This window comes from Lactococcus allomyrinae, assembly GCF_003627095.1.
GTDB classification, from domain to species: Bacteria; Bacillota; Bacilli; order Lactobacillales; family Streptococcaceae; genus Lactococcus; species Lactococcus allomyrinae.
This window is the reverse complement of sequence record NZ_CP032627.1, coordinates 1121296-1147679: the sequence shown is the minus strand read 5'-3', so window position 1 is coordinate 1147679 and position 26384 is coordinate 1121296. Positions and strand designations below refer to the sequence as shown.

22 protein-coding genes are annotated in these 26384 nt (G+C 41.7%); 19 read left to right on the top strand and 3 right to left on the bottom strand.

Annotation, left to right across the window (positions count from 1 at the left end; all coding sequences use genetic code 11):
* Positions 1-14: 14 nt before the first annotated feature.
* Both D7I46_RS05435 and D7I46_RS05430 read left to right on the top strand, forming a co-directional pair.
* Positions 15-443, top strand: a complete 429-nt coding sequence (locus D7I46_RS05435) for a Spx/MgsR family RNA polymerase-binding regulatory protein (RefSeq protein ID WP_120771970.1) — start codon at positions 15-17, stop codon at positions 441-443.
* Between the two features lie 152 nt (positions 444-595).
* On the top strand, positions 596-1903 hold the full coding sequence (locus D7I46_RS05430) for a dihydrolipoyl dehydrogenase family protein (RefSeq protein ID WP_120771969.1): 1308 nt from the start codon (positions 596-598) through the stop codon (positions 1901-1903).
* 86 nt (positions 1904-1989) lie between these two features.
* Here the strand turns inward: D7I46_RS05430 and D7I46_RS05425 are convergent, their stop codons facing one another.
* On the bottom strand, positions 1990-4014 hold the full coding sequence (locus D7I46_RS05425; protein WP_240424526.1) for a copper-translocating P-type ATPase: 2025 nt from the start codon (positions 4012-4014) through the stop codon (positions 1990-1992).
* A 261-nt stretch (positions 4015-4275) separates the two neighbouring features.
* Here D7I46_RS05425 and D7I46_RS05420 point away from each other — a divergent pair, with 261 nt between their 5' ends.
* The 5 genes from D7I46_RS05420 to D7I46_RS05400 all read left to right on the top strand — a co-directional run bounded on the left by D7I46_RS05420 (position 4276) and on the right by D7I46_RS05400 (position 7446).
* Positions 4276-5121 (top strand): bifunctional methylenetetrahydrofolate dehydrogenase/methenyltetrahydrofolate cyclohydrolase, encoded by an 846-nt coding sequence (locus D7I46_RS05420; RefSeq protein ID WP_120773298.1) that lies wholly within the window; start codon positions 4276-4278, stop codon positions 5119-5121.
* Positions 5118-5300 carry a hypothetical protein gene (locus D7I46_RS05415; protein WP_120771967.1) on the top strand — a complete coding sequence of 61 codons (183 nt, stop codon included), beginning with the start codon at positions 5118-5120 and terminating at the stop codon, positions 5298-5300. The genes D7I46_RS05420 and D7I46_RS05415 overlap by 4 nt, the downstream gene beginning before the upstream one ends.
* A 62-nt stretch (positions 5301-5362) precedes the next feature.
* Positions 5363-5722: a YrdB family protein gene (locus tag D7I46_RS05410; RefSeq protein WP_120771966.1), complete on the top strand. Its 360-nt coding sequence runs from the start codon at positions 5363-5365 to the stop codon at positions 5720-5722.
* Entirely contained in the window at positions 5715-6968 is a 1254-nt protein-coding gene (gene xseA / locus D7I46_RS05405) for an exodeoxyribonuclease VII large subunit (protein WP_120771965.1), read from the top strand. The genes D7I46_RS05410 and xseA overlap by 8 nt, the downstream gene beginning before the upstream one ends.
* A gap of 238 nt (positions 6969-7206) precedes the next feature.
* Positions 7207-7446 carry an exodeoxyribonuclease VII small subunit gene (locus D7I46_RS05400; protein WP_120771964.1) on the top strand — a complete coding sequence of 80 codons (240 nt, stop codon included), beginning with the start codon at positions 7207-7209 and terminating at the stop codon, positions 7444-7446.
* Between the two features lie 41 nt (positions 7447-7487).
* Here the strand turns inward: D7I46_RS05400 and D7I46_RS05395 are convergent, their stop codons facing one another.
* Complete coding sequence (locus D7I46_RS05395; protein ID WP_240424513.1) at positions 7488-8213, bottom strand: MurR/RpiR family transcriptional regulator; 726 nt, start codon at positions 8211-8213, stop codon at positions 7488-7490.
* Between the two features lie 318 nt (positions 8214-8531).
* Here D7I46_RS05395 and D7I46_RS05390 point away from each other — a divergent pair, with 318 nt between their 5' ends.
* The 7 genes from D7I46_RS05390 (at position 8532) to D7I46_RS05360 (ending at position 22323) form a co-directional block, all read left to right on the top strand.
* The gene (locus D7I46_RS05390) at positions 8532-10610 is read left to right on the top strand and encodes a fructose-specific PTS transporter subunit EIIC (RefSeq protein ID WP_120771962.1); all 2079 of its coding nucleotides are present in this window, start codon (positions 8532-8534) and stop codon (positions 10608-10610) included.
* 504 nt (positions 10611-11114) lie between these two features.
* The gene (locus D7I46_RS05385) at positions 11115-13637 is read left to right on the top strand and encodes a glycoside hydrolase family 38 N-terminal domain-containing protein (protein ID WP_120771961.1); all 2523 of its coding nucleotides are present in this window, start codon (positions 11115-11117) and stop codon (positions 13635-13637) included.
* Positions 13634-15250 (top strand): alpha-amylase family glycosyl hydrolase, encoded by a 1617-nt coding sequence (locus D7I46_RS05380; protein WP_120771960.1) that lies wholly within the window; start codon positions 13634-13636, stop codon positions 15248-15250. The genes D7I46_RS05385 and D7I46_RS05380 overlap by 4 nt, the downstream gene beginning before the upstream one ends.
* Positions 15243-15998: a MurR/RpiR family transcriptional regulator gene (locus D7I46_RS05375; RefSeq protein WP_240424512.1), complete on the top strand. Its 756-nt coding sequence runs from the start codon at positions 15243-15245 to the stop codon at positions 15996-15998. Before D7I46_RS05380 ends, D7I46_RS05375 begins: the two co-directional genes overlap by 8 nt.
* Positions 15999-16305: 307 nt before the next feature.
* A complete protein-coding gene (gene mngA, locus D7I46_RS05370) occupies positions 16306-18231 on the top strand; it encodes a PTS 2-O-a-mannosyl-D-glycerate transporter subunit IIABC (protein ID WP_120771959.1) in 1926 nt (641 codons plus the stop codon).
* 182 nt (positions 18232-18413) lie between these two features.
* On the top strand, positions 18414-21044 hold the full coding sequence (locus tag D7I46_RS05365; protein ID WP_120771958.1) for a glycoside hydrolase family 38 N-terminal domain-containing protein: 2631 nt from the start codon (positions 18414-18416) through the stop codon (positions 21042-21044).
* A 229-nt stretch (positions 21045-21273) separates the two neighbouring features.
* The gene (locus D7I46_RS05360; RefSeq protein WP_120771957.1) at positions 21274-22323 is read left to right on the top strand and encodes a glycerate kinase family protein; all 1050 of its coding nucleotides are present in this window, start codon (positions 21274-21276) and stop codon (positions 22321-22323) included.
* Between the two features lie 55 nt (positions 22324-22378).
* On the opposite strand, the gene D7I46_RS05355 is transcribed toward D7I46_RS05360, so the two are convergent.
* Positions 22379-23257, bottom strand: a complete 879-nt coding sequence (locus D7I46_RS05355; RefSeq protein WP_120771956.1) for a LysR family transcriptional regulator — start codon at positions 23255-23257, stop codon at positions 22379-22381.
* Positions 23258-23366: 109 nt separating this feature from the next.
* Between D7I46_RS05355 and D7I46_RS13735 the strand changes: the two genes are divergently transcribed.
* The 5 genes from D7I46_RS13735 (at position 23367) to D7I46_RS05335 (ending at position 26190) form a co-directional block, all read left to right on the top strand.
* Positions 23367-23681 carry an EamA family transporter gene (locus D7I46_RS13735; protein WP_338033598.1) on the top strand — a complete coding sequence of 105 codons (315 nt, stop codon included), beginning with the start codon at positions 23367-23369 and terminating at the stop codon, positions 23679-23681.
* Positions 23681-24301, top strand: coding sequence for an EamA family transporter (locus D7I46_RS05350; RefSeq protein WP_338033597.1), 621 nt, complete (start codon positions 23681-23683; stop codon positions 24299-24301). Before D7I46_RS13735 ends, D7I46_RS05350 begins: the two co-directional genes overlap by 1 nt.
* Positions 24302-24364: 63 nt before the next feature.
* Positions 24365-25222, top strand: coding sequence for a polyprenyl synthetase family protein (locus D7I46_RS05345; RefSeq protein ID WP_120771955.1), 858 nt, complete (start codon positions 24365-24367; stop codon positions 25220-25222).
* Positions 25223-25717, top strand: coding sequence for a GNAT family N-acetyltransferase (locus D7I46_RS05340; RefSeq protein WP_120771954.1), 495 nt, complete (start codon positions 25223-25225; stop codon positions 25715-25717).
* The gene (locus D7I46_RS05335) at positions 25714-26190 is read left to right on the top strand and encodes a GNAT family N-acetyltransferase (RefSeq protein WP_120771953.1); all 477 of its coding nucleotides are present in this window, start codon (positions 25714-25716) and stop codon (positions 26188-26190) included. Before D7I46_RS05340 ends, D7I46_RS05335 begins: the two co-directional genes overlap by 4 nt.
* Positions 26191-26384 lie beyond the last annotated feature (194 nt).

Sequence of the window (26384 nt, the reverse complement as noted above, 5' to 3'; positions counted from 1 at the left end):
ATGAGGTAGTTCTTATGATAAAAATTTATACTGTGGTAGCGTGTAGTTCATGTAAAAAAGCAAAAGAATGGCTAGAAAGTCATCGCATGGAGTATCAGGAAGTAAATTTATTAACAGATACAATTAGCAAAGAGGATTTTCTGGAGATTCTATCTCTAACAGAAGGGGGAACGGAGGATATTATTTCTAAGAGAAGTAGAGCCTACCACCGCTTGAATATTGATTTTGAAAATATTATGCTTAATGATTTAATTGAGATTATGGATGAAAATCGTACATTATTGCGTCGTCCATTGATTGTTGATGATAAAAGACTTCAAGTTGGCTATAATGAAGATGAGATTAGAAAATTCTTACCAAGAGAAATCAGACAGGTGGAAATTAAAGTGGCGACAGAAAGAGTCCGTGAGTATGAGTTAGAACAAGCAAAAAATGAAGGATAGGGAATTCAGCGGGTAACACCGCTGTTTTTTTATTTGAGGATAGATGTTACTGTAAGCAGAATGTTTTTAAAATAAGCATAAAAAAAGTAAAATGAGCAGGAGATGTTAAATTGTTAATAAAAGAATAAAATTGAAAATGGAGGAGCGAAAGAATGTTTGATTATATTATTATTGGAGCTGGGCCTGGGGGGCTGGGATTGGCTTATTCTCTTAATGATGGTAAAAGGAAAATTGCAATCATTGAAAATGATAAATGGGGTGGAACTTGCCCCAATTATGGATGTGACCCTACAAAAGTGATGATGGCAGTTGTTGAAGCAAAAGCTCGGGTTGAAAATCTAAAAAATCAAGGTATTACAGGAGAGTTGAGCTTAGATTGGAAAGGTATTCGAGGGAGAAAACTTACAATCACAGACCCACTTGAAGAAAAAACGCTTGCTGGTTTGCAAAAATCAGGGATTACTACGCTCTATGGCACGGCAAGTTTTACCACTACTGGTGAAATACAAGTGGCAGATAAAGTTTATAAAGCTAGAAATTATATTATCGCGACGGGAACTCGACCTCGTCAATTAGATATTGTTGGTAAGGAATTTCTGAAAACGAGCAATGATTTTCTAGCACTTGAAGAAATGCCTCGAAAAGTGACATTTATTGGTACAGGTTCAGTTTCTCTAGAACTTGCCCAAATTGCCCACGCAACAGGAGCGGAAGTGACTGTTATTGCATCAGGGGATTTGGAAATCGGTCATTTTGACAAAGAAATCGGGGAGGTTTTTCTCAACCAACTCAAGGCTGAAGGAATTGTTTTTAAAGAAAACATCAACATCAGCAAAGTTGAGAAGAGTATTGACGGCTTTGTCATTACTGATAAAAATGCTCATCAGTTACTGACAGATCTTGTCATTGCTGGAGTGGGACGCATAGCAAATATTGATTCACTTAATCTTGAAGCAGTAGGTGTTAAGGCAGATCAATCAGGAGTATTTGTTGATGAATTTCTGCAAACAAGTCATCCAAAAATCTATGCACTTGGTGATGTTATCTCGAAAAATCAAGGCCATTTTACCCCTGTTTCGGATTTTGAAGGGCGTTATCTTAGAGAAAATTTGGTCAGTGCTGACAGACATCCCATCCACTATCCTGTGATTCCAGCAGTTATTTTTGGTGCTACTAAACTTGCACAAGTTGGGCAATTAGAAGGCGAAGGTATTAAGTTGAAGTCTTTTGATTTGTCATCATGGTACACTTATAAACGAATAAATGACCCTGTGGCGAAAATGAAAGTGGCTGTCAATGATGCGAACGAAATTGTTGGGGCTGTGACAGTAAGTTCAGTTGCTGATGAAGTCATTAATTTATTGATGATTTTAATTCAACAGAAAATTAATTTGTCAGAATTTGATAAAATGATATCTGCTTATCCGACTGTTGCTAGTGATTTAGGTTATTTCTATTGAAAATACCGTTTTATTAGTAATAAAAAATTCTGTCAGCATACTGACAGAATTTTTTTAATTTATAAATGTACTGACAGAAAATTTTATCATCTGTCAGTAGTTTTTTTATCATATTTTAAACTCATAGCATTGATAGAAACGATAACGGTCGAAGCAGACATCAATACAGCTGCAATCAAAGGATCGATATAAAGTCCTGTAAATGGGTAGATAATCCCGGCAGCAATTGGAATGGCTATGATATTGTAACCAGCTCCAAACCAAAGATTTTGTTTCATTTTTCTGAGCATTTTCTTAGAAATATTAATCATGTCTAAAACATCGCTAGGATTAGAGTTGACGAGCACAACATCAGCTGTAGCGATTGCGACAGAGGTTCCAGCTCCAATTGCGAAACCAATGTCTGCAGTAGCAAGAGCAGGAGAATCATTGACACCATCACCGATGAAAAGGACGCCACCTTTCTTCTGATATTCTTTTACTAAGTTTGCTTTATCTTCAGGATTTAATTCGGCACGAAATTCTGGAATATTTAGGCTGGTGGAAACTTTTTCAGCAGTAGCTTGATTATCACCAGTCAGCATCACGGGTATAATACCCTGTGCAAGAAGCCCTGCAATAAAGGCTTTAGCATCATTTTTAGGTGAATCTCCTAAAGCGATAAAACCGAGGACATTTTTTTCTTCGTCAATTAAGAAAGAAAGGGTTAATCCAAGATTTAAAAATTCAAGGACGCGTGTATCGTCAAATTTAAGCTGTTGTTTACGCAGGTATTTAAGATTGACAATCTCATAAGTTTTACCCAAAATTTGTCCAGATAGACCAACTCCAGGTATATTTTGAACATTTTCAGCCGAAAGCAATGGCAAATCTTTGGCAGAATTCACGATAGATAAGGCAATCGGATGAGTGGAACTTTGCTCTAAAGTAGCCATTAGTTGTAAAATATCTGTCCTCCCAGTAAAATCAATAACTTTTCTTACTTTGAACTTACCATCAGTCAAAGTTCCTGTTTTATCCATCAATGCATATTTAATGCTATGGATTTGTTCAAGGGAAGTACGATTTTGAATTAATAAACCATTTTTGGAAGAAATACTCGTTAAACGCGACACAACAAGTGGAACTGCAAGTCCGAGAGCATGTGGACAAGCAATAACAAAGACAGAAACTGCAAGAAGTAAAGCAAAACTGAAACTAGAAGTTATTGCCCAAAAAATAAATGAAATAATCCCAACACTCAAGGCAGCATAGAAAAGATAACCAGCTACTTTGTCTGCCATATTTTCAAGATTAGATTTTTGTGATTGGGCATTTTTTACAAGTTCAGCAACCTGATTGAGGAAACTGTCTTTTCCGATTGTTGTGACAGTCATTTCAAATGGGATATTTTGATTGAGTGAACCACCATAGATAGGGTCATTAGGCTTTTTATTTACTGCACGACTTTCACCCGTAATCATTGATTCATCAATATTTGCAGAGCCTAAAATCAAACCATCAGCAGGAATTTTCTCATTTTCCTTGACTAAAATCGTATCACCAACTTGCAGCTCAGAAATATCTATATCTTTTCCGTTTTTTAGATGGGCTTTTTTGGGGATAAGACTAGCAAGGTCTTTTAATGCATCACCTGCTCCCATGATTGCTTTCATCTCAATCAAATGTCCAATGAGCATGATAACAATCAAAGTGGAAAGCTCAAACCAAAAATTCATTGCCATTCCACCAGTTAGAGTGATGATTGTAGCATAAACGGAATAGGCGTAAGCAACAGTGATACCCATTGTGATGAGCATCATCATAGCAGGCTTGTGACTTTTAAGCTCACCTTTTGCACCGCTAAAAAAAGGGGTACCAGAGTAAGAAAAGATTGCCGTTCCAAGAATGAGCTGTACTAGTTCACTTCCAGGGAATTTCAAGATTGTAAAGCCAGCAATTGGAGAGATAAGAAGTAGTGGAATCATAAGGATAATTGCAACTTTTAATTTTAAAGCCATATTCCCCATATGCATCATGTGTCCACCATGATTCATCATATCCATGTCATGTGGCTGATTCGTTTGCATCATATCATGATGCTCGTGCTGAACTTGGTGTGAACTGGACATGGACATATGCCCCTCATGTTCCAAATGTGGATGGTGCTTTTCTACCATTTTTATTCCTCCTTTTATACTGTTAATTCGCTATATCGAAGATTTGTCTATAATTAAAGTTTACACTTGTAAATGATGAAAGTCAAGTCTATATTATTTTATTTAGTATTTATCAAATAGACTCAATTAAATTTACGAACAATCAAATTTAAAGTAAGAAATATTATAAAAGGATAAAGGAGAAGCAACTCAGCTTATGATATAATGAATAATATGAAATTGATAGATGGAAAAGCACTCGCTGCAAAAATGCAAGCAGAGTTGAAAGTTAGAGTTGAAAAATTAAAAACTTTTGGAATTGTTCCAGGATTAATAGTGATTTTAGTTGGAGAAAATCCTGCCAGCCAAATCTATGTAAGAAATAAAGAACGTCAAGCGACAGCAATAGGTATGAAGTCCAGTGTGCTTCGGTTACCTGAGGAAATAGAAGAAGTTGAATTATTAAATTTGATTGAAACATTAAATAATGATGATACTTGGCACGGTATTTTAGTACAACTTCCCCTACCTGCACATATTTCAGAAGAAAAAGTCCTGCTTGCGATTACTCCTGAAAAGGATGTAGATGGTTTTCATCCAATGAACATGGGACGACTTTGGTCAGGAAATCCTTTGATGATTCCATCAACTCCAGCTGGGATTATGGAGATGCTGCGAGAGTATCATGTTGAGTTGTCCGGCAAGCGAGCGGTTGTAGTTGGACGTTCAAATATCGTTGGAAAGCCCATGGCTCAACTCCTTATGATGGCAGATGCGACTGTAACAATCGCACATTCTAGGACAAAAAACTTATCTGAGCTTACAAGACAGGCAGATATTCTAGTTGTTGCAATTGGCCAAGACCGTTTCATAGGTAGGAATGACGTTAAAGAAGGCGCAGTTGTCATTGATGTTGGAATGAATCGTGATGAGAATGGAAAATTACATGGCGATGTTGATTTTGAGCAAGTCAAAGATATTGCGAGCCTGATTACACCAGTTCCCGGTGGAGTAGGACCCATGACGATTACGATGCTAATGGAACAGACATTGAGAGCAGCAGAGAGAAAATTAAAATGACATTAGAAACAATTTTATGGTTTATCGCCCCCTTAGCTGTACTTGTTGCTTGGGTGTATTACACAAAAGAGCGTTTTTCAAGTAGCGATTTTGCTCATAAAGTAATTTATATTGCGGGTTACGTATTATTGGTCATCTGGTTTGGGTTAGCAGTAGTCTGGACTTTACCAAATATGTGAATGAGCAAAGTTAACTAATAAGAAAATAGTATACTAATGCGGACTTTCTGAAATCGGGAAATATGAAAAGTTTATTTTACATCATCAATGCTATTCGGTTTTTGTGCGAAATGGTAAGTTTAGTTATATTTGTCCGCTTTGGATTGAAATTTATGTTTCCACTTAATTTATTGACAGGTATCTTTGTACCGATTGTCATACTTGGGGTTTGGGGTACTTTTATCGCTCCAAAAGCGAAAATCAAACTTAGTTTAGTAGTTAAATTTTTAATTGAGGGAGCTATTTTTGGTATAGCATTTTTATATTATTATTATTTTTCTGCTGGAGTTTTACCCATAGTTTATATTATTATAGTGCTCACTGTGAGCATTTTATCTAAGATTTCGGATAGACTTTATCCTGAGGGGCTTTATCTTGACTGAATATTTATCTGTATCTACTTTAACAAAATATCTCAAAGCTAAATTCGACCGCGACCCATATTTGGAGCGTGTATACTTGACAGGCGAGATTTCAAATTTTAGGCAAAGACCAAATCACCAGTATTTTGCTCTGAAAGATGAAGGCGCGGTCATTCAGGCGACCATGTGGGCAGGACAATTTAGAAAGCTAGACTTTAAGCTTGAAGAGGGCATGAAAGTGCTTGTTGTGGGGCGAATTTCGATTTATCCCGCAAATGGTTCCTATTCTATTAATATCGAGAGTTTAGTACCTGATGGTGTAGGTGCACTTGCGATTAAATTTGAACAATTGAAGAAAAAATTAACACTTGAAGGGTTATTCGATTCAAAATGGAAACAAAATTTGCCACAATTTTCTCATAAAATAGCTGTTGTGACAAGTCCATCAGGTGCGGTTATTCGCGATATTATCACGACTGTAAGCAGACGTTTTCCAATGAGTGAGATTGTACTTTATCCAACAAAAGTGCAAGGTGAAGGCTCAGCAGAAGAAATCGCAACAAATATTAGACGAGCTTCTTCACGTACAGATTTCGATGTGATGATTATTGGGCGGGGAGGGGGCTCCATTGAAGACCTCTGGGGATTTAATGAAGAAATTGTAGTACGTGCTATTTTTGAATCACGTATTCCAATCATCTCTTCTGTTGGGCATGAAACGGATGTGACTTTGGCGGATTTTGCCGCGGATAGTAGAGCTGCGACCCCCACGGCAGCAGCGGAACTCGCTACGCCAAATACGAAAATTGACCTTTTAAGCTGGACAGCAGAACAGCAAAATAGATTGACCAATCGTCTGTCAGCATTGATTAATCTCAAAAGAGAGCAAGTCGATAAATTGTCAAATTCTGTGGTATTCAGACAGCCGGAAAGGCTTTACGATGGTCACTTACAGAAACTAGATCGTCTGACAGAGCGTTTGTCAGTACTGACAGAAAATAAATTAGCGACGAGTCAACATCGCTATGAACTGTCAGCTACAAAATTAGTGCCAGCTTATACAAAAATCATTGAACATAAGAAAAATCTGACGGAGCGTCTTTATCAGTCGTTACTTCTATTGGATATTTCTAAAATAAAAGCGCGTGGTTTTTCTGTCATTACTGACAACGAAGGAAAAATTGTCAAAAGTGTGAAAGATGTGAAAACAGGTGATAAGATTGAAATTGGATTGAGTGATGGTACTGTCAGTGCCCAAATACAATAGTCTATTGTTGTGGTTTGTCTGAATCAAAAGCAATATCAGAACAATCGGTCTGTGTGATATCACTAGGATATTACACTGCGTAGGCGCGCTGTTTTTTGTCCAGCCACTATCTTCGATAAACTGTTCGTTTGCTTAGTGGGGAAAATTTTCAAGAGCAACTGGGAAGACGGCGTATAAAAATATACGTCAATCGCAGTTACTACTTAGATTTTAAAGTTAGTATATAAGGAGGGCTATCTTGCCAACTAAAAAAGAAGAGAAAAAATTTGAAGAAAACCTTGCAGAATTAGAAACAATTGTTCGAAAATTGGAGTCAGGTGATGTCGCTTTAGAAGATGCGATTGCAGAATTTCAAAAAGGAATGAAGCTGTCTGAAAGTTTGAAAAAAACACTCAATGAAGCAGAAGAAACACTTGTAAAAATTGTCGGAAAAGATGATAGTGAAAGTGATTTCTCGCCAGAGCAAAAAAGTTATTAATACTATTCAATTTCTAGTGTGCCATAAAATTAAAACTCCCGTTATTCGGGAGTTTTTAGGTATTTATTGAGATAGATATCTAAAACAAGGTCAATGATAGCGGTCTGGAAGACTCGACTTGTGACATCGTAGTTATGATATTGATTTTCAGGCATTCGTGAAGTTAGGCTCATATGAGTAGTGTGATTAAGAGGATTGTGTTGGGAATTAGTGATAGAAAGAAGTGTCGCCGCACTTTGAGCTGCTTTTGAGGCACATGAGAGTAAGCTCTTTGTTTCTCCACTTTCAGAGATAAAAATCACTAAATCAGAGCGCTGAAGAAGATTGGGGAGCAAATCAAGCATATGACTTTCATAGACATAGATCGCCGCTCGGTCAAGCTGATATAAGTATTTTGACATATATTCGGCAATAGGTTTGGTCAATCCAAGTCCAACAATGAAAATATTATTTGATTTATGAATTTTTTCAGCAAAAAATTCGAGTTTATCTTGATTAATATTAGGTAAAATCTCATTAAAGAAAAATTGGTAGCGATTTAGTAAATCAGGTTGAGCGCTATACCTTGTTTGTTCAATTAATTTTTTAATCTCCGAGCGAAATTCACTGAACCCAGTAAACCCCAATTTTTGGCAAAGTCTTATGATTGTAGAATTAGATGATAAAAGTTCAGCAGATAGTTTTGTTAGATTTGATGAAATTAGAATCTCTGGCCGATTATCCATTTCAACGAAGACGGACAATTCACTTTCAGTCAAATATTTCATTTGACTCTGAAAGTTGTTTAATAATATTCCCATGTTATTATTTTAACATAAAAAGTTAAGCGTTTACTTATTTTGGATAATTATCCAGAAATTGGATAAAAGAACGTTTACATTCATGATAAGATAAAAGCATAGAAAATTTATGAATTGAGTTTGTCTTACTAAAGCCAGAAAATAAATTGGACTTGTGCTTCGTATAAAATCACGAATTTTTATCATTTCAAAGCAGTTCACAAAAATCTTATATCTGCCATTCTTGAATTTTAAGCGCTAAAGCATAGTATTTTAGACTAGACTCACATCTTATTGGAGGTTCTCATGGACTTATCTCATGCAACATCGGAGCAGTTGATTTTTCTCAATCAGCCGTTCACGACAAAAGAAGAAATTTTTGAGTTTGTCGCTCAGAAATTTGCTGAAGTAGGCGTCGTCGCAAGCGCTGCGGACTATAAGCAGGCGCTCTATGACCGCGAAAATGAAGGACTGACAGGTTTTGAAAATGGACTTGCCATCCCGCACGGCAAATCAAGCACGGTCAAAAAGGCGACTTTTGCTGTGGTGCGGCTTTCACAAGCGCTCGCAAGTGCAGAATATGTCTCGCTCAATCCTGAAAATCAAGTCGATACGCTTTTCATTCTTGCGATTCCAGAACGCGAAGCAGGCAGTACGCACTTGACGCTCCTTGCCGAATTATCTGCAAAGATCGGCGACCTCAGCTATGTCAACCAAATCAAGCAGGCCGCGAGTGCGCAAGAAATCTTGACTTTACTGAAAAGCGCAGAAAAAACAGAAGTCGTCGCGGGGCATAAGGGCTTAATCCTCGGCATTACCGCTTGTGCGGCGGGTATCGCGCACACTTACATGGCAGCAGAAGCGATTGCCAAAAAAGCCGCAGAGCTTGGCTACACGGCGAAAATCGAAAAACAAGGCGCAAATGGGATTGAAGACCGCATCACAGCAGCGGATGTCAATCAAGCGATGGGTGTGATTTTTGCGCACGATGTCGCGCTCCAAGAACTCGAACGCTTTACAAAGTTGCCAAAAGTCGATGTGCCTGTGTCTGAACCCATCAAAAATGCCGATAAAGTCGTGAATGACTTGCTCGAAAAAGCGAAAAATTATCAGCCAGCTGACGAGAATGCTGTCAGCGCTGACGAACCTGAGCAAAAACAAGGCTTTCTCAAAACGCTCTCTACGTCAGTCATGACAGGGATTTCTTACATGATTCCGCTGCTGGTTGCGGCTGGGTTGATGATGGGGATTGCGACTTTGGTTTGGGCCTATGTTTTGCATTTGCCGATGACGGCGGTTGGCTCTAGTGCTTATTTCCCTGGTGGCGCAGCAGCGGCGAGCGGGTTGACGCTTTACACCAACTATCTCTATGCTTTTGGGAGTTTGTTGCTCAAGTTTATTTATCCGATTTTCGGGATGTTTGTAGCTTATTCGATTGCGGGTCGGACGGGCTTGGTTGCTGGTTTTGCGGGCGGTTTGTTCTCTAGCGGTTTGCAATTCACGATTTGGGGTGCGGGCTTTGGTATTCCCTTGACGACGGCGGCTGGCGGGTCAGCAAAAGCAACGGATACAGCGATTACAGCACTTGGAACGTTCAATAAAGGTGCGATTCCGTCAGGTTTCTTGGGCGCTTTGATTTTAGGTCTGGTTGCTGGTTTCTGTGTGAAATGGCTCAATGAACACATCAAGGTTTCTAAAAACTTGCAGGCGATTAAGCCGATGTTCTTAATTCCCGGGATTTCCGTTTTCATTATCTTTGTGTTAAACTTTGCTTTGGTTCAACCTGTTTTCGGTGGTTTGAACGCAGCGATTGCCAACTGGATTACTTCAATGTCAGGCTCTGGAAAGTTGCTTTTATCTTCGATTATTGCGGCTTGTACGGCATTTGACCTCGGTGGCCCTGTCAATAAAGCGGCTGGTGCGATTAACATTGCCTTGGCTGCGGATAAGACTTTTCCTTTGACTGCGCGTGTTTTGGCGATTGTCATTCCGCCGATTGGGCTTGGATTATCGACGATTATTGACCGCTTCGTGGTGCGTCGTCGGGTTTATCCAGAAGATTTGCGTGTCGCTGGTGGCACTTCGTTTATTCTTGGTTTCATTGCGATTTCTGAGGGCGGTATTCCTTTCATGCTGCGCAATCCTTTGATTGTGGTGCCGATTAACATTATTGGTGCAATCGCTGGCTCTTGTACGGCGGTCGCGCTCGGTGCGGTGCAATGGTTGCCCTTGCCTGCAGTTTGGGGCTGGCCTTTGGTCACGAACATTCCAGCTTACTTGCTGGGGTTGGTTGTTGGCGTGCTGGTCGTCGCATTGCTCAATATCTTTGTCCGCTTTGCGCTCATCAAACGGCGTGAAGCGCGCGGGGAGGAGATTGGTTTTTAGTTGAAATTGTTGAGAAGGAGGAGGAGCAATTCTCCTTTGTTTTTGTTTGGTTTGGGAAATGTTTCTAGTAGTGAGTGCTCGTCAGCCTATCTCAACAACTTCTAAACAGCCTTTAGTCTCGCGGGCGAGCCGTCAGGCTGTCAAGAAGTTGTAAATCGAGGATGCTTCCTGCGCGGAACAGTCAATGCTAAAGCATTGCTGTTCTCACTACTAGAAAATTTCCACAGATAGCGCTACGCGCAAGTTTGCTTCGCAAACGTTATGTGTCGGGCAAAGCCCGACCAGCGCGTAGCGCTCCACAAGTGGAAATTTTCTAGTAATGAGATTGTTGGTGCTTTAGCACCATACAATCTGCGCAACTGACATCCTCGATTTACGAGGTCTTACAGCGCTGACGGCTCGCGAAAGCGAGACTAAAGCGATGTTAGAGCTTGTTGAGATAGGTCAGTGAGCATTCATTACTAGAAACATTTCCAAAAAAAAAAAGAAAAAAAGAGGAAAAATATGAAACGTAAAGTTTATGTCGTCCCCCACAGTCACTGGGATCGTGAGTGGTACTTTTCACAGGAGGATTCCAATGTCATTTTGTCGCAAAATATGAATTTTTTGCTGGATTTTTTGGATGCGCACGCGGAATTTCCGTCTTATGTGTTTGATGGGCAGTATTCGGTGATGCATGATTTTTTGGCGAAATATCCTGAAAAACGGGAGTTGGCGGAGAAATTGGTGGCGGCTGGTCGCTTGAAAATCGGACCTTGGTACACGCAATGTGATACTTTGCTCAATCAGACGGAGTCGGTCATTCGCAATTTGTTGCTGGGGAAAATGGGCGCGGATCGGCTTGGTGGCGCGATGGCGGTGGGATATTTGCCTGATATTTTTGGACAAAATGCTTATCTGCCGAGTATTTTTAAGCGTTTTGGCTTGGAAAATGCGGTCTTGCAGCGTGGGCTTTATACGGCGCAAGTGGCGGAAAATTTGAATTTTCTTTGGCAAGCGCCAAATGGCGAGACGGTTCAGGCGAATAATCTGTATTTTGGTTATGGACCTGGGAAATTTTTGGCGGCTGACGCGACTTATCTTGAGCAGTCTTTGTTGCCGATTTTGGACAAGTTGGCGGAGATGACGCCTGCTGATACGCCTTTGCTTTTGCCTGCTGGGGGCGATCAGGTGCTGGTGCGTACGCATTTTCCACAAGTGGTGGCGGCGTTGAATGCGCAAGATTTGCCGTATGAATTTGTTTTGTCAAATTATGAGGAATTTATGAGCGCTGTCAATTTTGACAGTTCTGTCAAAACGATTTCGGGCGAACTGACAGCCTGTCAAAAGTCACGAATTCACAATACAATTCGCTCGCAGCGGGTGGATTTGAAAATGCTCAATGCGCGTGTGGAAGAAAAAATTTATCAGCAGTTGGAGCCGCTGTCAGTGCTGACAAAAAAGCTAGGCGGCACTTATCCGAGCAGTTGGATTAACGATTGCCTGCGTGAATTGTTTGATGCGCACGCGCATGACTCGCTTGGCGGCTGCAATTCGGACGAGACGAATTTGGCGATTAAGCATCGGCTGTTGAAAATCGAGCGCGTGGTTGACGGCTACATCAATATTTTGAAGAAGCAAATCGCGCGCGGTGTGGGCGAAAATGCGATTTTGGCTTTTAATTTATTGCCCAAAGCGCTGACAAAAAATGTGAAATTTGTGCTTTTTACCCGCGAAAAAACGGTTCGCCTGAAAGGGCTTACGCAAACTTTGCTCAAGCAAGATTATATTTCGGGCGGAAAAGCGGTCAAGGCGATGGCGGACGGCGAGCACGAAATCGAGCTGCCAGGCTACTATCGCAGCGAGATTTTGGCGGCGGTCAGCTTTGACGGCTTTGGTTATCGGACTTTTGAGCTTGAAAATGCCGCGCCAAACTTACTGACAGGCTGTCAGTCGGAGATTTCCAATGATTTTTATGAGGTCAAATTTGACAAGGGAAATCTGACGCTGACAAGGCTTTCTGACGGCGCTGTCAGGTCAAATTGGTTTGATTTTGAGGATGCGACAGACGCTGGGGATTCCTATGATTATTCACCAACTGACGAGGACGCTCTGCCGACTTTCTCTGGGCATTTCAGCTTGGTCAAAAGTCAGTCATCAGCGCTTGTCAGCCAGCTGACAATTCTGTCAGTGCTTTCTGGGCAAGAAATTTTGACCGAAATCACGCTTGAAAAAGGCTCAAAAGGCATCAAAATTTCCCATAAAATCAACAATCAACGCAAAAATCATCGCGTGCGCGTGCGCTTTCACGGCGAAAATGCGGAGGGCGTGAGTTACGGCGACCAAGGGTTCAGCCTGCAAAAACGGCAAAATATCAACCCATATCTCACCACTTGGCGCGAGGAGGGCTTTGTCGAAAGTCCGCAGGCGATTTATCCGCTGGAGCGCTTTGTCTGCGTGCCTGAGCTGACGGGCGCGGTCAGCCTTTATACGAAAGGGCTGAAAGAGTACGAGGCGACGGCTGACAGTCTGAATTTGACACTGTTCCGCGCGGTTGGCTTGCTTGGTCGAGATGATTTGGCTTGGCGACCTGGACGTGCATCTGGGATTAACAACAAAATCGTTGAAACACCAGATGCGCAAATGCTCGGCGACTGGCAGTTTGACTACGTTTATCAGTGGGCTGACCAGCTCGATGTGGCGGAGCAATACCGCGCTGCAGAGCAATTTGCAAGCAATGTGCTGACCTATCAGCTGCAGTCGCTCAATTCCTTTGAGGAACGGCTGGAACGCTTTGAATTGCCGCAACCTGAAGCCATGAAAAATCTGCCTGAACGCTTGAATTTATTGACTTTGCCCAACCATCTTTTCGTCTCCGCATTCAAAAAAGCCGAGCAATCGGACGCGTCCATCTTGCGCGTCTTCAATCCGACTGAGGAGACGGTCAAATTGCCTGATTTTGCACAAGTGGATTTGACAGAAAAGCTTACTGACAGCCTGTCAGTGCTGACAGAGCGAGACTTTGCAAACTTGGAGATAAAACTTTGAACTTACAAGAAAAAATCAACCAACATTTAGAAAAAATCTACACCGCCGAGGATTTGCTAGAGGCAAAACAACTTTTTGTCAGCCTGCTGACGAAATCAAAAGTTCATAAAAATGCAGCGAAACCCAGTGAAGAAACCGCTTACCTCATCACTTACGGCGACAGTTTCCGCGACAAAGACCGCGCGCCACTTTCGGTGCTGCGTGAAGTCGTCGCGGAGAAATTGCCCGATTTCACGGACATTCACATCCTGCCGATGTTCCCCTACACCAGCGATGACGGCTTTTCAGTCGTCGATTATCTGGCGATTAATCCTGAGCTGGGCACTTGGCAAGATGTCGAAAATCTCGCGCAGGAGCGCCATTTGATGTTTGACTTTGTCTGCAATCATCTGTCCAAATCATCAGATTGGTTTCAGCAATTTTTGTCAGACGCTGACGAATTTAAAAGCGCTTTCATCAGTTTTGACGAAAACTTTGACAGCTCCAAAACCACGCGACCACGCACTAGCCCATTATTTACAGAAATTGACGGCAAAAAAGTTTGGACGACCTTTTCCGCTGACCAAGTCGATACCAATGCGCACGACCCAAAAATGCTGGCACGACTGACCGAAGTCCTGCTTGAATATGTCGCGCGCGGCGCAAGTTCCATCCGTTTGGACGCCATCGGCTTTCTCTGGAAACAATCCGGCACGACCTCGATGCACCTGCCGCAAACCCACGAAGTCATCAAGCTCTGGCGGACGCTCCTTGACGCGCTCGCACCAAATGTCCAAATCATCACCGAAACCAACGTGCCGCACGCGGACAACATCAGCTATTTCGGCAACGGTACGGACGAGGCAAACATGGTCTATCAGTTCCCCTTGCCGCCGCTGGTTTTGCACAGCTTCATTTCAGGAAATTCGTCAGCACTGACCCACTGGGCGAAAACCATCAAACCTGTCTCAGACAGCGCCACTTATTTTAACTTTCTCGCCAGTCATGACGGTATCGGCTTGCGTCCCACAGAAGGCATTTTAACAGACGAAGAGCGAGAACGTATTGCCCAACAGGTGTTAGACAATGGCGGCAAAGTCAGCTACAAAAACAATCCTGACGGCAGCCAGTCGCCCTATGAGCTAAATATCAACTATCTGTCAGCGCTTGGCTCAGCCGAAAAGCTACTTGCTGCCCATGCGATTTTGCTCAGCTTTCTCGGCGTTCCTGCCATTTATTATCACTCTATTTTCGGCTCAAGAAATGACCTAAAAGCTGTCCAAGAAACAGGAATAGCAAGACGAATCAACCGTGAAAAACTAGATAAAACCAGGCTTTATGCCGAACTTGAAAGCAATCTAGAGAGAAAACAAATTTACGAAAAACTCTCGCAGCTTCTCAAATTCAGGAAAAACGAAGTCGCTTTCAATCCTTATGGCAATCAAAAAATATTGGATTTTGGAGAACGAGTTTTTGCATTGAAGCGCGAATATGGTAAAAAAACCTTGCTTTCAATCATCAATATCAGTGACGAAATTGTTACACTTTCGTTCTCAGGACTTGATATTATCACACAAACTGTATTCTCGGGAACGCTAAACCCTTATCAGTATGTCTGGATAAGCCTTGACTAATTTTAGTGAAACAGGTTACAATAAGGGAGATATGAATTTTGAAAGCCGTACCATAAATTTTGATTATAAATTAACAGAACTTGAAGATGACCTTGTAGATTATATTCTCAACCATAAAGAAGAAGTTGTTGAGATGAAAATAGTTCATCTAGCTCAAACGATTTACACCGTGCCAAATACAATCACGCGTTTTTGTCATAAACTAGGTTATAAGGGTTTTTCAGAGTTAAAAGCTGAGTTAAGACATGAAATAACAGATAAAAAACTGCCTTCTAATCCCCAAGCAGTACTTCTGTTAAAAAATATTGATTTGATAGATAAGGTGCGTGAAGCAAAAGTAATCTCGGCTTTCCAAAAAGCTAAAGCGGTCAATTTTTATGCGGTGGGTCAGACGGGACTTGTCGCAAAAATTTGTGTGGATAATTTCTACGCCTTAGATGATAAATTTTTGTTTTATACCTACCCAAATAAACTCAGGCATCGGATGGAGCACGCAGAGCAGGAAATTTTCTTTTTTATCAGCCTATCAGGAGAAACAGATTCTGTGATTGACCTAGCAACTCATGCCAAAAAATTAGGACATATCATCATCAGTTTGACTAATTTGACAGATAATCGCCTATCACGACTTTCAGATATTTCGCTTTTTTGTTATACAGAAAAAGAAATCGTTGATAACTATGATGTCACGGATAAAACACCAATATTGATTGTGATGCATAGTCTATTTCAGACTTTTTTGAAATAAAAATTGCTTTAATTTATGAATTTAATTTTGATATAAGTTATAAAATCACCAATTGAATTAACAATATCCCTGTGTAAAATTACACAAATTTTAGAGGCTTTCGTGTAGAGCCTTTCTTTTTTCCCAGAATTTTTGGGAAGCGCTTTTCTCATGATAAGATAAATTCATAGAAAAATAAATTAAAACTGAGTGCGAGGACACCTAAGAATAACGATTAGGACAATAGCGATATGAACTGATAGTTTTGTGCATAAATTTCACTTTTTATCGTTTTTAAGTTATGGACTCAAGCTTATTGGAGGTTATCATGAATTTATCAACGGCAACATCTGAACATTTGATTTTTCTCAATCAATCCTTCACTACAAAAGAAGAGATTTTTGAATTTGTTTCTCAAAAGTTTTTGCAGCAAGGTGTGGTTGAGAAAGCAGCAGACTTTAAACAGGCGTTATATGACCGTGAAAGTATGGGAGTAACAGGTTTTGAAAATGGTCTTGCTATTCCTCATGGAAAGTCAGTCACAGTGAAGCAAGCAGCTTTTGCAGTAATTAGATTGAAAAAACCATTAATAGCAGCAGAATATCCGTCATTGAATACAGAAAGTCGTGTGGATACACTTTTTGTACTTGCAATTCCAGAAACAGAAGCAGGAAGTACGCATCTAGACTTGCTTGCAGAACTCGCGACTCGACTGGGGGATAGTAATTATTTAGAAAAAATCAAGACAGCGTCAAATCCTTTTGAACTTCTAAAAATTCTCTCAACAACAGATAAAAAAATAATTCCAGCATCAGAAGAAAATAAAGGATTAATTCTTGGAATCACCGCTTGTGCAGCAGGTATCGCGCATACTTATATGGCAGCTGAAGCAATTTCCAAGAAAGCCGTAGAGCTTGGCTATACTGCTAAAGTCGAAAAGCAGGGAGCGAATGGGATTGAAGACCGCATCACGCCAAAAGATATTAACCATGCAGTTGGGATTATCTTCGCTCATGATGTGGCGCTCAAAGAATTAGAAAGATTCAAAAAACTACCTAAAATTGATGTCAAAGTCGCAGAACCTATAAAAAACGCAGATAAGGTTATCAATGACCTACTCTTAAAATCCGAGAACTATACTCCATCTTATGACGATGAGATTGAAAACAATGACATTGAAGAAAAGAATTTTTGGACAGAAGTTAAAGACGCGGTATTGACAGGGATTTCTTACATTATTCCTGTTATCATTGCAGGTGGGATGATTGGGGCGTTTGCTGTGATGGCAACACAGATTTTTCATTTACAAAATCTGATGGCAACCCCGATTGCGCCAGCAGTTAACAACTTCTGGTTATTTACACTTAAAACACTTGGCGGAAATATGCTTTCTGTCTTGATGGTACCTATCCTTTCGGCTTATATGGCTTATTCTATCGCAGATAAGCCGGGTCTTGCTCCTGGTTTTGCGGCTGGTCTTGCTGCGACTGCAATTAATTCGGGATTCCTTGGTGGGATGTTAGGTGGTCTTGTTGCAGGATTTTTGATGAAGTGGATGAAGAATCACATTAAAACAAAAGGAATTTTTAAAGGTTTTGTAACTTTTTGGGTCTATCCTGTGGTAGGTACTTTGATTACCGCGATTTTAATGCTTTTTATCATTGGTCAACCTGTTGCTTGGCTTAATACTGCACTCCTTGACTTTTTAAAATCAATGCAGGGAACAAATGCACTTTTGCTTGGCGCAATTATTGGCGCAATGGTTAGTTTTGACCTCGGTGGTCCTGTCAATAAAGCAGCTTACGCTTTCTGCATTGGGGCAATGGCTTCTGGTAACTTTATCCCTTATGCAATCTTTGCTTCTGTTAAAATGGTCTCTGCTTTCAGTTTATCTGCGGCAATGTTCATCAGAAAAGATATTTGGACACTAGAGGAGCGTGAGATTGGAACGCAAACTTGGATTTTAGGATTTGCTGGAATTACTGAAGGTGCAATTCCTGTTGCTATGGGAGATCCGATTCGGGTGTTAGGTTCATTTATTGCAGGTTCTTTGGTAACAGGAAGTATTGTTGCCTCGGCTAATATTGGCTTAAACGTTCCAGGAGCAGGCATTTTCTCTTTGGCATTGCTTCAGGGAGGTTCGAATATTTGGACAGCTGATTTAGTTTGGTTTGGCGCAGCGATTCTTGGTGCGGCTGTTTCTACAATTCTTTTGATTGTTACTCGTCAAGCGAAATTGCGTAAAGTTGTATAAAGCTTAGAAAGGAATTGAGTTCGGTCTTCTTGAAGCTATGAAAATAGATAAAATTGAACCTGCGCTTTGCGCAGAAGCACTTGGTTACTCTACTTTTTGGGGGTAGCCAACTTTAAATAGTCCACTGGACTATTTAAGTCCTAATTTTCTACGCTTCAGGACAGTCGGCCTCACATCTTATTATGAAAAAACGTGTTCACGTCGTCCCACATATGCACTGGGACAGAGAATGGTATTTCTCAACGGAAGAAAGCCAGATTTTGCTGGTGAATAATATGGACGAAATCATGGAAATGCTGGAATCCAATCCTGATTATCCGAGCTATGTGCTGGACGGTCAGACGGCGGTTTTAGAGGATTATTTTGAGGTCAAGCCTGAAAATAAGGCGCGTGTGCGAAAGTTGGTGCAGGCTGGGCGCTTGATTGTTGGTCCTTGGGTGTCGCAGACCGACGAGATGACGACCGGTGCGGAGTCCATCACGCGCAACCTGCTCTACGGCTACAAAGATTGCATTGAGCTAGGGCAGCCGATGGCGATTGGCTACATTCCTGATTCTTTCGGGCAGACTTCGCAGATGCCGATGATTTTGAACCAATTTGACATTCAATATTCGATTTTTTGGCGCGGGGTTTCGGAGCGGCATGGCTCGGATAAGACCGAGTTTTACTGGGAATCTGACGATGGCTCGCGTGTTTTGGTACAGCTTTTTCCGCTGGGTTATGCGATTGGGAAATATTTGCCAACTGATCCAGAAGCCTTAAAAGAGCGACTGGATAAGTATTTTAAAGTGCTGGATAAGGGTGCAACGGGGCTGACGGAGCTGCTGCCGAACGGTCATGACCAAATGCCCATTCAGCAAAATATTTTCGAGATTTTGGAACAGCTCAATGAAATTTATCCTGACCGTGAATTTTTCCTGTCCCGCTATGAAAATGTCTTTGAAGAAATCGAGCAACATGAAAATCTGGATACGTTGCATGGCGAGTTTATTGACGGGAAATATTCGCGTGTGCATCGCTCGATTTTTGCCCAGCGGCAAGATTTGAAAGCGATGAATACGCGGATTGAAAATAAGCTGACGAATGTGCTTGAACCCTTGATGTCAATGGCTTTTGACCTTGGATTTTCTTATGAGCATGGCTTGGTCGAGGTCATTTGGAAGTTGCTCCTGAAAAATCATGCGCACGACTCGATGGGCGCGTGTTGCTCGGACAAGGTACACCGTGAAATCAAAGCGCGCTATGCGGAGGCTGAGGAGCGCTGCGACCGCTTGATTGACTTTTACAAGCGTAAAATCGTGGAGGCAACGCCTGACAAGGCAGGTTTTGACAAGCTGGGGCTGTTCAATTTCTTGCCTTATGCGGCGGACAGACTGGTCAAAACCGTTGTTACAACGCGCTGGGCGGGCTTTGAGCTGATGGATGCTGATGGAAACGCTGTCAGCTACAACTTACAGGCTGTCAGTGAGCTTGACCCTGGGCTGATTGACCGTCAAATCGTGCATTATGGCAATTATGAACCGTTTTTCAGATATGAAATCGAGCTGATGCGCGACTTGCCTGCGATGGGCTACGAAGTCCTTTATGTCAAGGAAGCTGCGCGGCAAGACATTTTCTGTCAGCCTGCTGACAGGATTGTGACGGACGATTTTGAACTGACGGGAAATCCGGACGGCACGGTCAAAATTACTGACAGGCGGTCAAATCGCACTTACGAAAATGTTTTCAGTCTGGACGACACCGCAGATGACGGCGACGAATACGACTTTTCACCGCTGGCTGATGAAGTTCCGATTTCGTCGCTTGGGCAAACGCAAGCTGCTGTCAAGATTTTGGAGTTTGAAAATGAATTTATTTTGACTTCAAATTATGAATTTACAGTTCCATCAGCGCTGACAGAAAGCCGTCAGCGGACTGACAGCCTGTCAAAACTTCCTGTCAACCTGAAACTCTTTGTCAGCAAGCACTCACGCATTATCAAAGTCGAATTAACCGTGGAAAATACGGCAAAAGACCACCGTTTGCGCCTTCTTGTACCGACTGGGATTGCGTCAAGCATGAGCTTTGCCAGCAACCAATTTGGCACGATTCGGCGGCCTGTGGTGGATGACGCGCTGGCTTATTGGGAGGCAGAGGGCTGGGACGAGCGGCCTGACGCGATTTATCCGTTCTTGGGACACGTTGGGCTGGAGGACGACCATCATGCCGTGGCCATGCTGACGAATTCGTCAAGAGAATACGAAATCGTCGGTCAGCAGTTTGACACAATCGCTATCACGGTCTTGCGTGCCGTCGGCGTGCTGGGCAAAGAAGAACTCTACCGCCGCCCAGGTCGCCCGTCAGGCATCAAATTGCCAACGTCAGACTCGCAAATGCAAGGCAAGCTCACGCTTGATTTGGCGCTGACCTTTGCAAATTCGGCGGTCGAAGTCGCACAAGCTGAAAAAATTTATCATGCTAAAGTCGAAACTTACAACCAAATGCCTTATCACGCCATGAAACTCAACAAAAGCAAGCCAGTCACAGCCTGTCAGTACTCGATGTTTAGCGTGAAAAATCATGATTTGGTCTTGTCAACGGTCAAAAAAGCCGAAAATACCGGCGAAATCTTGGCTAGATTTTACAATCTAAGCTCAAAATCTGTTAAACTGGAATTAGCAGGCTTTGACCACTACGTGCTTCATTCGCTCAAAGAAGTCATCCGCGACCGAGCATTTAACGGTGTGGTTAACCCAAATCAGGTGATTACAGTGAGGATTTCAGAGCATCACCTGACTCAAAAACAAAGAAAGGAATTGAGTTCGCCCTCCTAGAGACTAGGAAAATATAGGATAGCCGTTGTTGCTTTAGCAATTTATGGATATGCTAGTTGTTACACTCAGATGAAATGGAACCTGACACGATGTGTCAGAATCACATTTCCCTAATTTTCTACGTCTCTGAACAGTCAACGAAAATTTGACAACTAGGTTATCAGATTTCTGCTGTCCCTGAAGTCTAAGCGCTAAAGCGCTAAGACCATAGAGCGGGCTCACATCTTGTATGAAAATAGTAGTAGCAATCGACAGCTTCAAAGGCTCGGCGACTTCCGCAGCGCTGAATAATGCAGTGAAAGTAGGCATTTTGTCTGCTTTTCCAGCTAGTGAAGTCCAGACTTTTGAAATCGCAGATGGAGGCGAAGGTACGATTTCCGCGCTTCAGCACGGCATTGGTGGCGCGCTGATTAGCGTTGAAACCGTGGATTTGCTGGAGCGCCCTATCAAAGCAAGCTACTTGCTTGCAGACAAGCTCGCAGTCATCGAGGCCGCAGAAGTCGTTGGCATTGACAAAATCACGGCATCAGCCGAAACCATCCAGCAGGCGACCACACGCGGTTTAGCGGCTCTTTTCATTGACGCGAAAAATCGAGGTGCAACTGAAATCATGCTCAGTCTGGGCGGTACGGGCACATCAGACGGCGGTCTGGGCTTGTTGCAAGGGCTTGGCGGCTCATTTGAGCATTTACCCCAGCTTGAAAATATAAAAATCACGGGGTTGGCTGACGTGACGAACGTTTACGCAGGCGAGACAGGCTATGCTCGGTTTTTTGGCAAGCAAAAAGGCGGCACACCTGAGATTTTGGAGCAACAAGACCAAGAGGCTCAAAAAGTGGCAAGACAAGTCAAAGTGCAATACGGCATTGACCTGCAATCCATCGCAGGCACAGGCGCAGCAGGCGGACTCGGCGGCGCTATCGCAATGCTCGGCGGCACGATTGAAGCAGGATTTCCCAAAATCGCCAGACTCTTAAAAATTGAGCAAGCGGTCAAAACGGCTGACCTCATCATCACAGGCGAAGGGCGCATGGACTTTCAGACCGCAAACGGGAAAGTTCCCTACGGCATGGCAAAAATTGCTGAAAAATATAAGGTTCCAACCATTGCCTTTTGTGGCGCACTGGGCGATGATTTGGGCGGGATGAATGAAGTCTTGCTCGCATCATACTCCATTCAGCGCTCAGCATTGAGCTTAGCAGAAGCAATGGAAAAAGAGCGCACGCTGGAAAACATCCAAATGCTTGCGACCAATGTCATGAAAACGCGGTATAAATGATTTAGAAAACTTAAAAATCACAGTTTTGGCTGTGATTTTTTGCGTCTTTTAAACTTCATTGCTCAGTAAGCCCTGAGTCAAGAAGTAAGTCTACAAAATCTTGACTTCTGGCAAATAAAGAAATCTGCCGATTGAAACTTTCATCGAATGGTTTTAGGCTCAAATTGTCGGAGTTTTTGTTGACTTGGGCATCGGCGACAGATCTTGGAAGAATCGTGACAAGATTTGTTCTGGCAACGAAGCTGACGGCAGAGCTAGAAAACTCAATCTGATGAATTGTAGGGAGTGCGGAATTTAGGGAATAATTTGAAAGCACAGCTCTGTATATCGTAGGGTAAAGCAGAAGTTCAAAATGAATCAAATCATCTCCCAAAATCATTTTTTTCTCTTTCAGCAAGGGTTCAGTATTTGCTAACGAATAAACAAGGGAGTAGGGTTCAGTAAACAAAGGATGTTCCACGAAATCTGAGGATAAATGAGAGGCGAGATCGGAGTCCACGATGATGGCGTCTAAATCTTTTGAGTTATATTGGCTGATTAATTTCTGAGTATCATTAGAGATCAACAATTCTTGGAAGTGATCAAGCGCTTTGATAAAGAATTTGGGATAAGTATAAGAAGCAAGGCTATCATAAATTCCAAGCCGACAATGTGGTAAATCAACTTTCTCTTTCTCAGATTTTGAGAATTCAGCAAGATTTTCTAATAGCTGCTGGGCAAAGTCAAAAAATTTTTCTCCAGCAACTGTTAAAGTCATCCCTTTGCTTGAGCGGATAAATAACGCTTCACCGACTTCTGTTTCAAGCCTTTTAATTTGGCGACTCAGTGAAGACTGGTCAATATAGAGTGACTCCGCTGCCTTACTTAGAGAACCTAAAGTTGCAACTTCAATAAATAATTTAAAGGTGTCAATGGAGATATTTTGAAAGTTCATTCTCTTCTTTCTTGCAGAATTTGCATGGTCTTGTTGTCAAAAAGACAATTCTTTTTGGGAGTTGGTTTTGTTATTCTAATTATATCAAATAATGAAAGAAGAATTATCATTGAAAAAACAAAATTATCTCTTAGGTATATTCCTTTGTCTTGTTTCCACGATTTTCTGGGGTGCACAATTTCCTGTGATGGGAGCTGCACTCAAAATGATTGATCCCTTCTATTTTACCCTGCTAAGATATGGCTTAGTTGCAATTCTGTTTACGATTATCCTTTTTTTCGTTGAGGGAAAGAAAGCTTTTCATACGGAAGGGAATGGCTTAAAGCTTTGGTTACTGGGGACGTCGGCTTTTGCGGGATTTTCATTTCTCGTTTTTTATGGGCAACAAATCGCTGGAAACTCTGCTCAATCATTGCCTCAGTGATGATGGGCATTCAGCCCTTGTTGGGTGTTCTCGTTGCACGCGTTTGGCGCAAGATCAAGCCAACAAAAGTCGCACTATTTTCAATGAGTATTGCCGTTATCGGTGTTTTGCTCGTGGTGACCAATGGTAATCTCTCAGTGCTCATATCAGGTGGCAATCTCATTCTTGCCACGGTTTTGCTTCTTTCAGGCGCACTTTGTTGGGTGATTTATAGTGCAGGCGGTGCTAATTTTAACCATTGGTCAGTCCTGAGATTTTCAACGTTATCAAGTTTGTTCGGAATGGGTTCTGTTGTGTTTTTAATTGCTTTTGCAACGTTGCTTGGTTGGTTGAAAATGCCAACGTTGCACACGCTAGGGAGGATTTCTCCTGAACTTGCTTATATGGTGATTCCAGCAGGAATTATAGCCGTCTTTACATGGAATCACGGGAATCGTCTGCTTGGGTCAATCAATGCGATTTTGTTTATGAATATTCTTCCTGTTACCGCTTTTATCGTATCAGCATTGATAGGCTATAAAATTGGAATTTGGGAAGTGATTGGCGTCATTGTTGTTATTGCTGTGCTTATCTTGAATAATCTTTATCATCGAATAATGATTCGACATTTTCATAAATAAAAGCAAAAGATGCAACTCAAAAATCACGGCTAAAAATCGTGATTTTTGCTATAATAGATAGTAATGAACACGAAGATTGAGAAGTTAGAGCATATTTTAACAGCATTTTATCAGGAAAAGCAGATTCCTGCGCATTTGTCGGCTGCAACCGTCTATTCGTTGATGGCGGGTGGCAAGCGGATTCGTCCTTTGTTATTTTTGGAATTACTTGAAGGCTTTGACGTTGAGCTGACTCCTACGCACTACCTTGTGGCGGCAAGTCTTGAGATGATTCACACGGGTTCTTTGATTCATGATGATTTGCCTGCGATGGACAATGATGATTACCGGCGTGGCAAGTTGACCAATCATAAGCAATTTGATGAAGCAACGGCGATTTTGGCTGGAGATAGTTTGTTTTTTGACCCGTTTTATGTGTTGTCAAATGCTGATTTGCCTGTGGAGAAACTCGTTAAACTGATACAGGAGTTAAGTTTTGCCTCTGGAAGTTTTGGCATGGTGGCTGGGCAGGTGTTGGATATGGACGGTGAGGGAGAAACGCTGAGTTTGGCTCAAATTGAGCAAATTCATCGCTTGAAAACAGGGCGTCTGCTGACGTTTCCCTTTGTGGCGAGCGGCATTATTGCTGACAAGTCAGAAATAGACCTTGAGAAACTGCGTGAGGCTGGTGAGGCAGTGGGACTGGCTTTTCAGATTCGTGATGATATTTTAGATGTGACCGCAAGTTTTGAGGAAATCGGCAAAACGCCTGGTAAAGATATCCTTGAAGAAAAATCAACTTATGTTGCACTTTTAGGGCTTGATGGTGCGAAAAATCAACTGACAGAAAAGCTGTCAGTAGCTAAAAAATTGTTGACAGAGCTTGGCATTACTGACAGAAGCGATATTTTTAAAATGATTAAGCAGTTGGAAGTGAAATAAATGAATTTTTCATTAAAAATTTTATCAGAACATCATAAAGCTGAGATTGAAGTATTTTTTGAACAAGCGAGTGATTATGCCATACTGGAAAGTGGTTTTTCCAATCCGCAGAGTGAAGCGATGAATCTGTTACATGATTTTCCAGATGGAAAAGTGGAGCAAGACAAGTTTGTTTATGGTGTTTTTAGTCAAACAAATGAATTGGTTGGTGTTGTAGATTTAATTAAAGATTTCCCTGAAAATAACGAGTGGATGCTTGGACTGCTTGATTTTATCCCATCTGTACGTCATCAAGGATTGGGAAAAGAAGTTCATCAGCTGTTGGTTGAACAAGTAAAATCTGCTGGCGGAAAAAGCTTGAGAATTGGTGTTTTACATAAAAATACTACTGCTTTGCGTTTTTGGAAAGGTTTAGGTTATCAAAAATTTAAAGAAGTGATGATGACCTTTGGAGCTAAAATTCAAAAAGTAGATGTAATGAGGCTAAAAGTGTGACAAAAATTGATCTTTATAGTGATGAAAAGTATAGTTTTATAGCGGCAGCCTATCAGCTTGCTGATACAAGACATACAGGCGGTGCGGGCAATGTGATTGCGCGTTGTGCAGTGGATTCTGAAAAATTTCCTGTTGTCATTTTGGATGACGAAGGGAATTTGGTTGGATTTTTCTGTTTGCATATCGGGAAAGGTCCTGAGCAGTATGGTTTTTCAGGAGAGGATGTGATTTTGCTCCGTGCCTTTTCGATTGATGACCGATTTCGCAGGCAGGGTTATGCTTCGTCAGCACTTACAGGTCTGCCAGCGTTGATTCACGAGCAGATTTCGTCTCAGATTCATCAGATTGTTTTGGCGGTCAATGCTGAAAATATTGTGGCACAAAAAACTTATGAAAAAGCAGGTTTTGACAGGCTTCCGCAGGTTTTTGAAGGGACATTAGGTCCACTTCTCATCATGGAAAAAGCAATATGATGTTACATTCTTAAAGAAAATACGTATAATAAAGAAAGCGAGGAACTGAGTTCACTCTCTTTGAAACTAAGAAATTAGGCAAAGTATCACTTACGCTTTTTGCAGAACCATTAGTTCTCAGCATTTTGAGGAGCCAAATTTGAAATAGTCCACAAGATTGTTTCAGTTCTAAATTTCTATGTTGCAGAGCAGTT

Coding starts and splice junctions, on each gene's coding strand:
- D7I46_RS05435 (WP_120771970.1), top strand. CDS start 15: ATGATAAAAATTTATACTGTGGTAGCGTGTAGTTCATGTAAAAAAGCA.
- D7I46_RS05430 (WP_120771969.1), top strand. CDS start 596: ATGTTTGATTATATTATTATTGGAGCTGGGCCTGGGGGGCTGGGATTG.
- D7I46_RS05425 (WP_240424526.1), bottom strand. CDS start 4,014: ATGTCCAGTTCACACCAAGTTCAGCACGAGCATCATGATATGATGCAA.
- D7I46_RS05420 (WP_120773298.1), top strand. CDS start 4,276: ATGAAATTGATAGATGGAAAAGCACTCGCTGCAAAAATGCAAGCAGAG.
- D7I46_RS05415 (WP_120771967.1), top strand. CDS start 5,118: ATGACATTAGAAACAATTTTATGGTTTATCGCCCCCTTAGCTGTACTT.
- D7I46_RS05410 (WP_120771966.1), top strand. CDS start 5,363: ATGAAAAGTTTATTTTACATCATCAATGCTATTCGGTTTTTGTGCGAA.
- D7I46_RS05395 (WP_240424513.1), bottom strand. CDS start 8,213: ATGAAATATTTGACTGAAAGTGAATTGTCCGTCTTCGTTGAAATGGAT.
- D7I46_RS05390 (WP_120771962.1), top strand. CDS start 8,532: ATGGACTTATCTCATGCAACATCGGAGCAGTTGATTTTTCTCAATCAG.
- D7I46_RS05385 (WP_120771961.1), top strand. CDS start 11,115: ATGAAACGTAAAGTTTATGTCGTCCCCCACAGTCACTGGGATCGTGAG.
- mngA (WP_120771959.1), top strand. CDS start 16,306: ATGAATTTATCAACGGCAACATCTGAACATTTGATTTTTCTCAATCAA.
- D7I46_RS05365 (WP_120771958.1), top strand. CDS start 18,414: ATGAAAAAACGTGTTCACGTCGTCCCACATATGCACTGGGACAGAGAA.
- D7I46_RS05360 (WP_120771957.1), top strand. CDS start 21,274: ATGAAAATAGTAGTAGCAATCGACAGCTTCAAAGGCTCGGCGACTTCC.
- D7I46_RS05355 (WP_120771956.1), bottom strand. CDS start 23,257: ATGAACTTTCAAAATATCTCCATTGACACCTTTAAATTATTTATTGAA.
- D7I46_RS05350 (WP_338033597.1), top strand. CDS start 23,681: ATGATGGGCATTCAGCCCTTGTTGGGTGTTCTCGTTGCACGCGTTTGG.
- D7I46_RS05345 (WP_120771955.1), top strand. CDS start 24,365: ATGAACACGAAGATTGAGAAGTTAGAGCATATTTTAACAGCATTTTAT.
- D7I46_RS05340 (WP_120771954.1), top strand. CDS start 25,223: ATGAATTTTTCATTAAAAATTTTATCAGAACATCATAAAGCTGAGATT.